The following is a 14,506-nucleotide window of genomic DNA, read 5'->3' on the forward strand; positions in this document are numbered from 1 at the left end:
CTATCCTTCGGCTTCAATGCGGTTCAGGTTCTTCCGCAGAATGGTACCGAAATCGTGTTTCCCAATGTCCACAAACGTACAGAGGGCGATGTCTTCTTCTTCCAATTCCAAGCAGCCAAGGGCCTGAGCGGAATCGGTATCTTCAACAATAAGCGACTTCAGAAGTGCCGTCGGTTCGATGTCCAGCGGCATGATCGATTCGTAAGTTTCGATCGGCACGATCGCACGGTGGCTACCGTTGGCGGTGGTGGTCATATCAAGCTCGCCTGGCGAAAGGAACGATGCGAACACCGACTTCACCGAGAACTTCTTGAAACCAGGAGCCAACCAGCCCATCAGCTCTCGCTGCAGGCCTTCTTCCAGAACCGACACCTGCGTGTGGAAACGACCGAGGTATGCTTCCGCCCCTTCGGCCTGATAACCACATAGCACCGAACCGGAAATCTTCCGCATGGTGCCTTCCTTCATGCCGGTCTTGGTCAGCTCTTCGATGCTCGCACCGATAGGAGCCTTCACCAGGCGTGGATTTTCAACGCCTGGACCAGCCAAAGAGATGACGCGGCGGGTATCAAGTTCGCCGGTGCGGAACAGATGACCAATGGCGATCACATCCTGGTAACCGATGTACCAGACCACACGACCAGGACCCGCTGGGTCGAGGAAGTGGATATGGGTGCCCGGCAGTCCTGCTGGATGCTTGCCCGAGAATTCGGCAGCTTCGACGAATTCGAGTTCCGAACCCGGCAGTGCCGCACCAGGAGCCTGGCTGACGAACACTTTGCCTTCGGTCAGTGTGCTAAGCACTTCCAGACCGGCACTGAACTCGATTTCGCTCCCCTTGATGATTGGCGCCGGGTCGGCAGCCAGGGGATTGGTATCGATCGCGGTGACAAAGATCGATCGCGGCGAAGTTCCCAGGTCTGGGATCTTGCCGTAAGGACGCGTACGAAACGCCGTCCAAAGACCGGACTGAACCAGGTTTTCTTCAACCTTGGAGCGTTCCAGTTGCGACAGATGCTTGTCGGTGTACGAAGCGAAGGCGATCTTGTCGTCTCCTTCGGCCTCGACCACGACTGAGATGAATTTACGTTTGGCGCCGCGGTTGACTTCAACCACTTTGCCGGCGACTGGCGACGTGTAGAGCACGCCGGGAGTCTTTTTATCTTCGAATAGGGGTTGGCCTAGTTTGACCGTGTCCCCTTCGGTGACCAACATGGTCGGCTTCATACCGATGTAATCGCGACTCAAAAGGGCAACCTTTCGAACGTCCGCGATCTCTTCCACCGACTGTTTCGGCTTGCCTGCAATCGGCAGATCCAAGCCTTTGCTAATCGTGATCCGGCGTGGCATCTTGGGCCTCACTCCCGCTTGGGAGGCTATGGTTCAACACACTTGCAAGGAGGGCATTGTGAAAACTATCACAATGTCAAAGTCGAATGTCCCCCGATGCTTATTCTCTTTGGGAAAAAATCTCGGAGAAACTGGGTGCGTGCTCTGCGTTTGTTTCCGAGTGAAAGATAGTAGCAACCGATGAGCGAGGCGTGCCAACGTCGATGCGGCGTGCCTGCCCGGGTAAATCTTTCCAGAACAATCAGTGCATGGTGGGGTAACCAGCTCGACTCCACAAATCATAATGGCTTCAGTTGACTCAGCAAGGGGAGATTCCGCCACTTAAAACAGCCTGCGGGAACTCCCCCATCTAGGATCGATGTCCTGCAGCTTGCTAATCAATCACAATCGGCAAATTGCGGCAAACTCATCTCCATTGCACAGCCCTAAGGGAAACGGGCCTGCTAACAACTATCGCCCAGATGAGATTTAACACGCCGCAGCCATTGCTTAAGGTCTCTCACCGGCTCTGATTTACCCAGCTTGCCCCCAGTGCGCGGCAGTAAATTTTTTGCGTCGCTCGCAAAAATAATCGGTCAGTCCACGAATTGAGGAGTGATTCGACCGTCGAGTAATGCCGAAGCCACCAAAACCCGCTTTGCCCCGGCGGTATACAACGGCTCGACATCCTTCAGCCTGCGAGCCCCGCCTCCGCCGATCCACATCACATCAGGATGGCGAGCCACGAGATTCGCAATCAACGGCTCGGTCCGACTCCCCTCCCCCACTCCAACCGAAGCCAGATCCAAGACAATCACCGACTTCACTCCTAGCTGAATGGCCTGATCGGCGATCTGCTCGGCACTCATCCCACGGAATTCATCTTTCTCGCACAGGGGCAATCCATCCATCAAGTCAAGACTGAAGACGAATCGATCCGGTCCGATCGCAGCGAGAAGCTGCTCGACCGCAGCCCAACTTTCCAGTGACTCGAGTGCGACAATCCAGCGATAGGGAGATAGATCTCGCAGGAGGCCTTGATGTTCGCGATAAGTCTCGACTGAGCCAACCCCAGAGTCGAGCCAGACATTCAAACCATGAACCGCGATCGCCTCAATCGAAGAGGCATCGAGATGCATCTCAGCGATCGCATTCAGGTCCGCCACGTAGCAGTCTTTGAAGCCAAATTTCTGCTTGTACATGTGGGCGACCGTTCCAGGCCGCGAGCCTTGGAAGTGCGGCGACATGACCGGCATATACTCTTTGCGGCGTCCGGCGAAGCCTCGGACTGCGCAACCAAACTGCAAATCAATCACCGGCAGAATGGCAGAGTACCAAAACGAGGACGGATCGTTAGAAAGTGAAGTCAAGCGACTTTTCCGAGTACAAAGGCATGTGGCGGTAATAGACCTCCAGGATCATCGCCGCCAGGCAAGTCACATACAACCGCCCACCCACCTTGGAATGCTTTTCCTCGAAGTACCAGCTTCCAGTTGTGAAGCCCTTCCTCGATTGCGTCTTGATCAGATACGCCTTGAGCTCGTCGTTCCAGCCTTCCCACTGCGGTCCGCCATAGTGGCAAAGCACATTGGTCGCGTAATAGTTGTAGTACATGTCGAGCTTCGACGGCCCTTCATCCGAAAGGAAGTCGATCCCCTTGTGCATCCGCGGATCGTCCTTCGACCACCCTAGATACATTCGGCTCAACAGGCCGATCGACGTGGTCGACGGCAACTTGCCGGGTGCCTGATATCCGTAGTATGCCCCGTCCGCCAACTGGACACTATCGAGCCAGAACTCCGCCATACCGATCGTCGAGCTATCGACTTTGATGCCGCCGAGCAGACCACTTTTCAGTGCCATTAACTGCCAGCCGAATACGCTGATATCGCCAGGCTGTTTGGGAATGTAGCGCCAGCCACCTTGGTTGTGCTGGGCATACTCGATAAAACGAATTGCCTGCGAGGCATCGGGCAGCAGCGAAGGATCTTCGGTCATCGCGTACGCTTCGCACAAGGCCAGCGTCGCCAGACCATGCCCGTACATCGAACCATCTTGCAGGTCACCACCATTCGGTCCGACGATCTGGTTCGCCTTCAGGTAATAAAGCCCCCGTTCGATGTGATCTCGATAGGGGTTCTCGTTCATGTGGGTATAGCCCTTTCCCAGGAACGGCAACAAGGCGAGCCCAGTGGCCCCTGTCTTGGTGAGCGATTCGCCCGGGTTCGGACTTAGCTTCCCGACTTCAACTTCATGATGATTGAAGCTCCACGATCCATCCGGAAGCTGATGTGCCGCAATCCAACGTAGCGCTCGCTCGACGGCATCTTCCGTTGCCGGCGATCCCCCACGAGCGGCCAACAATTGCTTCTGCAGATCGCCACTGCGGCCTTGAAATCCGCCACCGTTACGAGCCGGCACTGCCTGGTTCCAATGCAGGTTCTTTTGTAGTTCGCTGGTCAGTTGCAACGTTGCGGCCTGAGTACTGGTCGCCGACTGGCTAGGCATCGGTTCGATCAGCTTGGCCAGTTCTCCGATTGCAGCCGAGTCGGCTTGAACTTCTTGCTCGATCGTGTCTTGTGCCTGACTGATTTCGATCGGCGTCATCGTTTGCTGAATCGACAGATCGGTCGGCTCTTGTTCGTAAGGAAGCAGAGTGATCGTATTCGCATTGCCATCCGGTCCGGCCGGAACGACCCACAGGGCCAGCACGATCAACAAGGCGAAGTGCAGAGCGGCACTCGTGAAGAAACTGATCCCGCCTTTGATGTGGTCCATCGTCATCAAGACCAGCTTGCGAAAGCGGAACCGAATCGGCGCAGCAGTGGACGCCGTCTCGTGAGACGTCGTATCTCCACTGGCAGTCGTCGTATTGGCTTGCAAGCTACTACGATCCTTAAGGCAATCGATCAGAACCGAAAACTCTAGGTCGTAATCCCTTGCCGAATGCGCAGCAAAAAACCTCGCAGCTAACAGAGCGTAGCCGCGAGGTTCGATTGTGCGAGCTGCGATGATTTTAACGACTACAGCGGGAAGTCTTCTTCCGAAGCGTTCGCCTTATAGATCGGCAAGTGGCGGTAGTAAACCTCGAGGGTCAACACGCTCAACGAGGTGTTGTAGAGTCGACCACCACGTTCGGTGTGCGGCCCATCGAAGTGCCAACTGCCAGCTTCGGCTTGATCTTGGGGCACCTGATTCTTGACCAGGAAATCACGCATCTTTGTGTTCCAGCCATCCCACTCGGCACCACCATACTGACGCATCACCTGGGTGGCGTAGTAGTTGTAGTACATGTCCGAACGGTTACCGAGGCTAGGACCAGCCTTGGCGAGGTTGGCAACGCCTTGCTGCAGTGCTGGGTTCTCTTTCTTCCAGCCGGTGTACATACGGCACAGCAAACCAACCGCATTCATGGATGGCTTGTTGCCTGGATCGGCGTAGCCATAAGCAGCACCATTCTGGGTTTGCATCGAATCGAGAAACTTGATCGCGCCGGCGATCGTGTTCTTGTTGACGCTGAGGTAACCCATGTGACCACTCTTCAAGCCCATCACCTGCCAGCCGACGACCGAAGTGTCACCAGGCTGACGAGGCTGATAACGCCAGCCGCCGCCAACAGGGTCCTGCACGGCTTGGATGTAATTGATGGCATACTGCGAAGGGCCCAACAGGTTCTTATCTTGGGTCATGGCGTACGCTTCGCACAGCGCAATGGTCGCCAAGCCGTGCGAGTACATGTTGCCTTCCCCTTCACGGAAGCTGCCCGTGTCGCCGCGGACTTCCATCAGCTTGATCAGCGAGCCCAGGCCGGCTTCGACCTGTTTCTTGTACTTACCTTCTTTATGCGTGATGCCCGAGCCTAGGAATGGCAGCAGGGCCATGGCAGTGGCAGCGCGGGGCGAGTTCGACGCAGTTCCGAAGTCTTTGCTGCCTGGCTTCTTGGCACCACGACGATGATCGAAGTTCCAGGTCCCATCCGGCAATTGATGTTCGGCGATCCACTTCACGCCGAAGACAACCGCTTCTTCACTGGCACCGGTACCGCCATTTTCGCGAAGCATCTGGGTTCGTGTCGCCTGACCGCGACCAGCGGTCGCGTTCCCATCGACGCCCGAGACTTCACTCATGATGTCCGAGAATGGCATCGTGACGTCCGCGAAGTCGCTCAGCTCGACCATTTGGGTCGCAGCCATTTCTTCCTGGAAGTCCGAGACGACAATCTCGTCGCTCAGCACGGCATCTTCCGGTTGCTCTGGCGGGACGTCAAACTCAAGCGTTTGCTCATCGATCGGCTCGAACTCTTCCATCACCAGTTCTTCAATCTCTTCGGCATCGGCCGAATCGTTGATCGTCAGAACGCGTTTCTCGCGCTCGACTGGCGGCATGAAGATGGTGAGGAGGATCATGAAAAAGACAAGATGCACCACCAGACTGATCAGCCAGGAGGGCACTGCTGTAAAGAGCACGAAGCGATTCACCAGCCGTGGCTGATGCTCTTCTTCATGCGATTCATGATCCGCGCTATGCTGAGCCATTATTATTCTCCGTAGATTTCGTCGCTTCACGCTAGAAGCGGAGACCAATAACTCATAGCCAAGCTGGCTGTTCACCCGGTGAACAAAATCAAAGAGCTCAAGGAAAGAAAAGGGCCTCGAACGTTCGATCGGTACCAATTTGACTGAATGGGGCGTCGAGAAAAGGAAAATCGTCGCCGAAAGTATTCTATGGCGAGGATTCCCTCTCGTCACCCCCCGGCAAGGGCAAAATAGACCTTGTCGGTGTTGATTTTGGATGAGTTGACTAGGTTCCTTCTCCTCTGATTCGCACCGCCAGAAGCGTTTTATTGCGAATCGTCTCACCTTATTGAACGATTTTTCTTGACGAATGTACTCGACCTCCCCGGTGCTTTTTTGAGAATGCCATTCCGCTGAGGGGCCTGCTACTATCTTTCCACGGAAGACGCTCCCTGCCCCTTTCATTTCCAGGCCCAATTTGCTAGAAACTAGGGTTTCGATGCACCCTTCCTTTGCCCTTATGCAGGTAGTTGGTCCCAGCCATGGCCAAGAAGAATAAAAAAGCTGAAACCGTGTTCCTCGTCTGTGAAGAAACGGGCGACTACAACTACTCGCTTCGCCGCAAGCCAGGTGGTGAAAAGCTTCGTCTGAAGAAGTACTCGCCGAAGCTGCGAAAGCACACGGTTCACGTTGAAAAGAAGAAGTAAGGTCTCCGCGCAACCAGCTGGTTGCCGCGTACCTTCGAGATCACTTCTCTCGCACAAGCCGGGCTCTCTAGACCCGGCTTATTGCATGCGCTATCCGGAAAGTTAATTGACGCCGGCCTGGCAACCAGTCAAGCTGTTTCATGGTGCCCCCCCCTTCTGTCCCCTGCCCCCTCGAGCCTGCCATGAAATCGACGCATACCCTGCTACTGATTCTTCTTGCGACCACCAGCCTGATTGCGGCCGAACCCAAACCAGACGCACCTCCGGTCGAGACCGACAAACGCCTTCATTCCGACGGCAAAGGCTGGCGACTCGATCAGGCCCAGATCGTCGACAAAGACCGCCCCCGCGTGCTGCTTGTCGGCGACTCGATCCTCAATGGCTACATGAAACAGGCCATCGAAGGCCTGCAGGGCAAAGCTTATGTTGATGCCTGGGTAAACCCGTACCACCAGTCCGAACACCTCAACAATAAACTGGCCGAAGTCCTGGAAAGCGGACCGTACGATGTCGTCCACTTCAATATGGGCCTGCATGGCTGGCAGGATGGTCGCATCCGCGAAGGGACCTTCAAACCACTCACCAAGGCCTACGTCGAAGTCCTCCGCGAGAAACTCCCAAACGCCAAGCTGATCTGGGCGAACAGCACTCCAGTGACCGTCAAAGACAAACCGCTCGACCTGGACACAGAAATCAACCCGATCATCGTCGAACACAATCGCATGGCAGCAGAAGTCATGCAGGAGATGAACGTGCCGGTCAACGATTTCTATGGTTTGCTGGTCGACAAACGCGAGTGGGCTCGCGGAGACCGCTTTCACTGGACCAAGCCTGCCTACGACCTGCTCGGCGAAACGGTCGTCGAATCGGTCACCAAGGCATTGCCGGCGAATTCAAAGTAAGCCGCACCGAAGCTCGGCGATTCTCGGCATAGGGGTAGAAATCAGGCTGATCCTGCTGATAATTGAGACTCAGCCGATTCTTCCCTTTACGATGGAGCGACGCACCAACTCATGGACGCTACCTGGCGTATTTTGCCGCACGATATGGCCGTGGTTCGCGATCTCGAACGCACCGCCAACGTCCCACCAGTCGTCGCTCAACTTCTGATCTGCCGAGGCATTCGCGATGCCGAATCGGCCCGAGAGTTCCTCGACGCAAAGCTGTCGGGGCTCCGCGATCCGGAAGAACTACCCGGCGTCCGCGAAGCCTCGGCCCGGATTCATGCCGCCGTTCAAGCCAATAAAAAGATCACAATCTACGGCGACTACGACGCCGACGGCATCACTTCGACCGCGATCTTGTTCCGCTGCCTGAAGCTGATGGGCGCGGCCGTTTCGTACTACGTTCCTCATCGAATCGATGAAGGATACGGCCTGAACTCTGATGCCCTCGAAAAGCTGGCCAACCGTGAAACCGACATGGTGATTACGGTCGACTGCGGCATCGCCAGCGTCGATGAAGCCAAGCGCGCCAAAGAGCTCGGCCTGGAACTGATCGTGACCGATCACCACGAAATGGGCGAGACGCTACCAGATGCCTCGGTGCTGGTTCACCCTCGCTTGCCTGGCACGGCGTATCCGTTCGGCGGCCTCTGCGGTGCCGGTGTCGCCCTGAAGCTGGCCTGGTCACTCTGCCAACTGGCATGCGATTCGAAGCGCGTGACCGATCGATACAAGAACTACCTACTGTCCGCAGTCGGACTCGCCGCGATCGGCACCGTCGCCGACGTCGTCCCCCTGACCGACGAGAACCGCCTGTTGGTTCGCCACGGTTTGAACTGCCTTCGCGAGTTCCCAGTAACCGGCGTCAGTGCTCTGCTGAAAGTGACGGGACTTTCAGACAAGCCAGCGCTGGCGAGCGATGACATTGGCTTCACCATCGCCCCACGCCTAAATGCCGCCGGCCGACTCGGTCAGGCCCAATTGGCAATCGAGCTGCTGACGACCGATTCCAACGAACGCGCCACCGCACTGGCCGACTACCTCCATCAACTGAACGACAGTCGTTCGAGCCTGGAACGTAGCGTCCAGCTTTCAGCGACGAAGCAAATCAAAGAGAACTTCGATCCCGACAACGATCCGGCCCTGGTCCTTGCCGGCCATGGCTGGCACCCCGGGATCATCGGGATCGTCGCCGGCCGACTGGCCGAGAAGTACAACCGCCCGGTCGTGATGATCGCCCTCGACGAAGCAGGCGTCAAACCAGGCGTCGGCTCGTGCCGCTCAGCTAACGGCTTGAACCTGCACGAAGCCCTTCAAGCCTGCGACCATTTGCTGCTCGGCCATGGTGGTCACGCCGCAGCGGCCGGTCTGCAGATTGATGAAGCCCAGATCGAAAACTTCCGCCACGAGTTCTGCGAGTACGCTTCATCGAATGTCACCGACGACGACCGCGTCGCCGAACTGGTCATCGACGCCGAGGCCCCGTTCACGCAACTTACTCGTCAGATCGTCGAACAGATCGACCTCCTCGGCCCCTTCGGCCAAGGCAACCCCAGGCCGCTGATGTGTGCCAGTGGCGCCAAGCTGGCAATGCCGCCTAAACGGATCGGCGGAGGCGAGCGTCACCTGGCAATTCAACTGGAACATCACGGCGTCAAGATTCGCGGAGTCGCCTTCGGCCGAGGCGAATGGGCCGACGAACTCGAAGCGACCGATGGCCCGCTCGATATCGCCTATCACCCGGTCATCAACACCTTCCGCGGCCGCAGCAATGTTGAATTGCAACTGGTCGCCTGGAAGCCCACCGAAGCGAAGATCCCCGCCAACCAAACAGGTTGACCGGACGTTTGCCAGAGGAATAAAATCAACTCCTTCGCCGGAACTCGCTGATAATAAAAAGCCGTTCCGCACACTTTGCCTTCAACAGCAAAGACCCGCTCGGGGTGTGGCTCAGCCTGGTAGAGCGCTGCGTTCGGGACGCAGAGGTCGCACGTTCAAATCGTGTCACCCCGACTTCATAAAGCTTTGCAAATCAATGACTTGTGAGGCTTTCTCTTTGGCCATTTCTGGCAAGCGCAGCGTCTGGCAAGAATTTTGGCAAGCGCCAGTCCGATTGGCAAGCCGCTCACATGACAACCTTGCTCAAACTCAACCTCAAGGCTGAGCAGCAACCAATGGCTGAAGCACAAAGAACAACTTTAGATGCTACGCCCCACGCTTCGCTGGGGCACCACCCACTGGCACCGAAGGAAATTCCTCAAGGGAACCTGCTTCCCCTGGAAGAATTCCGGAAGACTATCACTTAAAGATTGGTTTCATTCGCGGGGGCAGGTCACATAGGATCGCAATTCGAATAACCTTTCAGTATCGCATCCGGTTCGGCTCGACTCAATTTTTTCGTGCTTCGAGAAAAACTCTTTGCCATCCTGGCAGTATCATGCCTTCTTTCCCACTCGCCCTCCCCAAAATCCCTCCAATGCCCTTTGCACCGAACTCTCATAACGGCGGGCTAAGGTTTTGGGGCATATCAGAGACTTGCTCGTAACCGCGAGGAGCACCTCATCATTTCTGCGAACAAGACCCCATCTATCAGGCCAAGCTAAATGTAAGAACGTTTTCCACAGAGCAAGAAGGCCCTAGAGGATTCTCTCAAATCATGCTGCTCGGGGCAGGTGCCCAGATAAAATCAATCGAGACTCCGCCAGCCATTATTGCTGGGGCCTTGATCCGGTAACGAACGCTGAATCTTCAGGCTTGGGCAGCAAGCGGACAGCGCGTCGATCGTGGATTGATTTATGTCGGTTCCAAGTAAAGACAATAGCCGCAGGCTTGGGTGCCCTGAAAGACGCAAGAGAGCCTCGTCACTCACTGAACTATCGTGCAAGTATAAAGACGCAAGTCCCGAAGATTCTAAGATCAGGGTCGCTTTTTCAATTGTAAGAGTCTGTCGAGACAAATTAAGAACGCGAAGTTTTGGCAGTGCAACGACCTCCGCCAGATGCATATCGCTAATGCTAGTGCCACCTAAATCAGCTACTTCCACCCCAGGGAATCGATCAAAGAAGGGAGAGGTGGCGGGGCCGATCTCACTATCTTGAATAACTAGATATTTGATGTCGGGAAAACCTGGTGCACGAGACCATTCCGGAGATGTGATCTTGCATCTATGAAGCTCTATCATTTCGAGTCTTGGCAGATCACGCACGTCGTCAATCCACGATCCATCAATTTCGCAATCGCTAGATTTAAGCAGCGCAACGCCTGCAAGAAATCCCTCACCCATTATGCCGAAACAGCACGGCGAAGCATCCCAGCGTTCCAACGCATATACCCGTCCGCTATCTGCATATTCATGCAGCGATACTTGCCATTCATACCTTAGCACTGATCCATTACGTCTCAAGTTCGTAACGGCTAGGTCAGTGCGATTACCTTGCCGAATACCCCAACTCACAAACCCCAATACAGAGCCAGTGGCGAGAATCAAGACCAGCAAGCTCTTTAGCCCAAATCTACATCGCCTTAACAGCATGCGACACCCACATGACATAGATATGGAATCCCAGGGATATCAATCGCTATGTCTTTGCATTTGTATTTCTGAGCGACCATCTGCTTTCTTCCAGTAAGGCTATTTTGGATATATGACTTACATGATTTCCCCGAGCCATCGGGCAGGGTGCAAGGCTTGTCTTTCTTGCTTACTGATTACTGCGCACCGAAACCAATGATAGCACTGCCGATCGAAAATGGTTACAGATCAGGGCCTCTTCGGGTTGTTGGGTAACATCCGACTCTTGAGCTAAGAATCCCAATTCAGACTCGCAGCCAGCGCACTACTTCAACTCGACCGTGACCTTCTCGATTGCGCCGGTAAACGAGTGCGGTGCCCTGTAGGCTTCGGACACTGTTGAGCCAAGATCGGCTCCGATATCGAGCGTTTCGGTAGCCGAGAACCGAGAGGGCACTACGCGTGGCAATTCATCGCTGGCCACCTCCTTGCCGTTGACGGTTAGCGTTACCGTCCCACCAATGACCAGATTAGCTTTAGTTACCGGTCTCTGCTGGTACCTCATCTCAACCTCGACCTTGCCTGCGGGAAGCTTCGAGTCGGCGATGATTTTCTTTCGTTCTTTGCCGAAGTAGTTGTACTCGTAGACAAGCTTTCCATTTTCGACGTACAGCGTGTAACCTCCAGAGCTACCACCTTCGGCCACGATCACCCCCTCAGCGCCGTCGTCACCGACGTCAAGTGACGCGGTGATGGTGTGAGATCGTTGATAGATCGGCGGCGCGCTACCTTCGGGAATTCGATCCGTGCCGGGCGCGTAGCTGAAAGAACTTCGCCCACGAGTCACCGATGGGCGCTCAGGATTAACGGCCCGTTCGGAAAAGCGGTCGTCGAGGGGGTAGACGTTGTACTTTTTCGCTTCCTGGTCGAAGATCACCTGCAACTCCTGGAGCTTTTGCGGGTACTTTTGCGCCAAGTCGATCGCCTGGGAGAAGTCGTCTTCGATGTTGTAGAGTTCCCACTTGGTGTGATCGAAACCTTTGGAGCCGGTCAGTTCCCAGGGAGCGCCCTGGAAGGCAGCCGCTACCCAGCCGTCGTGGAAGATGGCCCGGTGGCCGCCGGTCTCGAAGTACTGGGACGTACGCCGGCCTTCGGCCTTGGAATCGGAAATGGTATAAGCCATGCTGATTCCAGCGATCGGTGTCTGCTCGACGCCACCTACGGTCTTGGGTTCAGGGATACCGACCGCCTCGTAAATGGTCGGGGCAACGTCGATGGCATGATGGAACTGACTGCGCACGGTACCTGCGTCCTTCACCTTGGCGGGCCAGGAGATTACCAGGCCGTTGCGGGTGCCGCCGAAGTGCGAGGGAACACGTTTCATCCACTGGAACGGCGACGAACCGGCCCACGCCCAGCCGACAGGATAATGATTCTCGTGCTTCGGTCCGCCGATTTCATCGATCTCTTCGAGTTGCGATTCGACCGTATCAGGAACGCCGTTCTGCGTCATCATGTTGTTGGTGGTCCCGGTCAAGCTGCCTTCAGCGCTGGGGCCATTGTCACCAGCAACGTAGATGATCAACGTGTTGTCCCCATCTGGCAGTCGCCGCACTGCGTCGATTAGGCGACCTACGTGATAGTCTGTGTGGGCGAGAAAACCGGCGAATGCTTCCTGGTGATGGGCATAGAGTCGCTTTTCATCGTCCGACAAGCCGTCCCAACCGGGGATTTCCTGGGGGCGCGGGGTGAGTTTCGTATTCTCTGGTACAACGCCAATTTCTTTCTGGTGGGCGAGCGTTTCCTCGCGGACTTTGTCCCAGCCTTGATCGAACTGCCCTTTGAACTTGTCGATCCACTCTTGCGGAGCATGAAGCGGCGCATGGGTAGCGCCTGTCGCAAAGTAGATGAAGAACGGTTTGTCGGGATCGATCGACTGCTGACGATTGATCCACGCGATTGCATCGTCGGTCAGATCTTCCGTCAGGTGATAACCCTGTTCCGCAGTTTGTGGAGGTTCCACGGGTGTCGTGTTGCGGAAGAGTTGCGGATAGAACTGGCTCGTTTCGCCACCCTGAAAGCCGTAGAAGTACTCAAATCCCAATCCCGTAGGCCAGCGATCGAACGGACCAATAGGGCTGGTTTCCCAGTCAGGCGTGTTGTGCCATTTGCCCCACGCGGCGGTGCTGTAGCCGTTGTCCTTCAATACCTCAGCAATCGAAGCGCAGCTGCGCGGCCAAATGGAGTGATATCCTGGATAACCGGTGGACAATTCGGTGATCGTGCCAAAGCCGCACTGATGATGATTGCGGCCGGTTAGTAATGCGGCCCGCGTGGGTGAGCAGATGGCCGTAGTGTGGAAACGATTGTACTTAATGCCTGAAGCCGCGAGTCGATCCAGGGCAGGAGTCGGAATCGGCCCGCCAAACGTCGAGGGATGCCCAAATCCCAGGTCGTCGAGTAGGATCAGCACGACGCTCGGCGCACCTTTGGGCGGGGACACTGGCTGCGGGTAGTCCTGCTCGGACCCCTTAAAGGTTTTGGCGATCTTTCCATCGAATGGAGCATCGGGGAGCGGAAGCTGGGAACGGTCGACCTGCTGGGCAGGGCAAAGAGATGGGAGCAAGAGGAAAAGAACTGCAGCGACAAGAATCGGCAGTGGTGCTCTCATGATGTAACATCCCCATATCTCGAATAGATCCTGGAAAGAGAAGCTTCCAGGATTGTTGACGGGAACAGGCACGGTGTCTACAGTTTTTGCGCTTTCTAACAAAACTTTAGCTTGACTCCCGAACTTGCCTGTCAAGACAAACATCGGCTACGAACTAAAGCCCCAGACTTCATCAACGGGCTCGGCAACTACCTAAGGCCGAACCGACCTTAAGTAATCGTGGAGGTCCGGTAAGGCGCACAGGTCCCATCGGCCAACATGCAAACAGGCGGGGCCCCTATATTTCCCCTTTCTAGAACGCAACTTCAGTCGGAGTTATGCCTACCGCCTAACAGACACCTTCGCATCCGATGCTCCCAGTCGCTCCCCCGGCGATCAATAGTTCAATCGCCGTTTTGTCACCCCGACTTCTTTTTGCTTGGCAGAAAAGTGCCTTGCGCAATGGTAAGACGATGGTCCACTCCATAGAACACATCTATTAACCAGAGACCATTTCGCTGATCGAGGGCGTTCATGCTACTTCGGCACATCTGATTGGGCGGCCGAATGCTGGCGGCCAGTCTATTGCACTCACTGAGCCACGCGACTTGTCATCGAACCAGCTTCAATTACTGCGTAACCTACTGCTCGCGCCGGATTCGTATTGCTTTGCCCAAAAGCGTTGCATTCCATGCCCAACGGTTTCGTTTCGCTTAGAAAACGGTACCGCTCACTTGGATGTAAGTCTTGGCTTTTCATGCACCGGCTGGATCGTCCAAAGTCCCTACGAACGCCGGGGGTCGTTCTTCGATCCTGTTCGCGAAGACATGCTTGCCCTGGTCAAGCAGTTG

The 14,506-nt window shown here is 55.6% G+C and carries 9 protein-coding genes and 1 tRNA gene; 4 read left to right on the top strand and 6 right to left on the bottom strand.

Annotated elements, in window-relative coordinates; all coding sequences use genetic code 11:
* From ABD890_RS08705 to ABD890_RS08720, 4 genes are all read right to left on the bottom strand, one after another.
* Entirely contained in the window at positions 1–1,350 is a 1,350-nt protein-coding gene (locus ABD890_RS08705) for a Na(+)-translocating NADH-quinone reductase subunit A (protein ID WP_345087921.1), read from the bottom strand.
* Positions 1,351–1,925: 575 nt separating this feature from the next.
* Entirely contained in the window at positions 1,926–2,699 is a 774-nt protein-coding gene (locus ABD890_RS08710) for a HisA/HisF-related TIM barrel protein (protein ID WP_345087923.1), read from the bottom strand.
* Positions 2,683–4,212, bottom strand: a complete 1,530-nt coding sequence (locus ABD890_RS08715) for a prenyltransferase/squalene oxidase repeat-containing protein (protein ID WP_345087925.1) — start codon at positions 4,210–4,212, stop codon at positions 2,683–2,685. Before ABD890_RS08715 ends, ABD890_RS08710 begins: the two co-directional genes overlap by 17 nt.
* Before the next feature lie 140 nt (positions 4,213–4,352).
* Positions 4,353–5,864, bottom strand: a complete 1,512-nt coding sequence (locus ABD890_RS08720; RefSeq protein ID WP_345087927.1) for a prenyltransferase/squalene oxidase repeat-containing protein — start codon at positions 5,862–5,864, stop codon at positions 4,353–4,355.
* 521 nt (positions 5,865–6,385) lie between these two features.
* Here ABD890_RS08720 and rpmG point away from each other — a divergent pair.
* The 4 genes from rpmG (at position 6,386) to ABD890_RS08740 (ending at position 9,507) form a co-directional block, all read left to right on the top strand.
* On the top strand, positions 6,386–6,550 hold the full coding sequence (gene rpmG / locus ABD890_RS08725; protein WP_345087929.1) for a 50S ribosomal protein L33: 165 nt from the start codon (positions 6,386–6,388) through the stop codon (positions 6,548–6,550).
* A 182-nt stretch (positions 6,551–6,732) separates the two neighbouring features.
* Positions 6,733–7,452: an SGNH/GDSL hydrolase family protein gene (locus ABD890_RS08730; protein WP_345087930.1), complete on the top strand. Its 720-nt coding sequence runs from the start codon at positions 6,733–6,735 to the stop codon at positions 7,450–7,452.
* 111 nt (positions 7,453–7,563) lie between these two features.
* Positions 7,564–9,333 carry a single-stranded-DNA-specific exonuclease RecJ gene (gene recJ, locus ABD890_RS08735; protein WP_345087932.1) on the top strand — a complete coding sequence of 590 codons (1,770 nt, stop codon included), beginning with the start codon at positions 7,564–7,566 and terminating at the stop codon, positions 9,331–9,333.
* Positions 9,334–9,433: 100 nt separating this feature from the next.
* A tRNA-Pro gene (locus tag ABD890_RS08740) sits at positions 9,434–9,507 on the top strand.
* A 673-nt stretch (positions 9,508–10,180) separates the two neighbouring features.
* On the opposite strand, the gene ABD890_RS08745 is transcribed toward ABD890_RS08740, so the two are convergent.
* Entirely contained in the window at positions 10,181–10,816 is a 636-nt protein-coding gene (locus ABD890_RS08745) for a leucine-rich repeat domain-containing protein (protein WP_345087934.1), read from the bottom strand.
* Positions 10,817–11,330: 514 nt separating this feature from the next.
* A complete protein-coding gene (locus ABD890_RS08750) occupies positions 11,331–13,820 on the bottom strand; it encodes an arylsulfatase (RefSeq protein WP_345087936.1) in 2,490 nt (829 codons plus the stop codon).
* Positions 13,821–14,506 lie beyond the last annotated feature (686 nt).

It is taken from the genome of Bremerella cremea (assembly GCF_039541315.1).
GTDB lineage: Bacteria > Planctomycetota > Planctomycetia > Pirellulales > Pirellulaceae > Bremerella > Bremerella cremea.

Bases quoted from the DNA above. Each gene is read 5' to 3' on its own strand.
- ABD890_RS08705 (WP_345087921.1), bottom strand. From the start codon at position 1,350: ATGCCACGCCGGATCACGATTAGCAAAGGCTTGGATCTGCCGATTGCA.
- ABD890_RS08720 (WP_345087927.1), bottom strand. From the start codon at position 5,864: ATGGCTCAGCATAGCGCGGATCATGAATCGCATGAAGAAGAGCATCAG.
- rpmG (WP_345087929.1), top strand. From the start codon at position 6,386: ATGGCCAAGAAGAATAAAAAAGCTGAAACCGTGTTCCTCGTCTGTGAA.
- ABD890_RS08730 (WP_345087930.1), top strand. From the start codon at position 6,733: ATGAAATCGACGCATACCCTGCTACTGATTCTTCTTGCGACCACCAGC.
- recJ (WP_345087932.1), top strand. From the start codon at position 7,564: ATGGACGCTACCTGGCGTATTTTGCCGCACGATATGGCCGTGGTTCGC.
- ABD890_RS08750 (WP_345087936.1), bottom strand. From the start codon at position 13,820: ATGTTTGTCTTGACAGGCAAGTTCGGGAGTCAAGCTAAAGTTTTGTTA.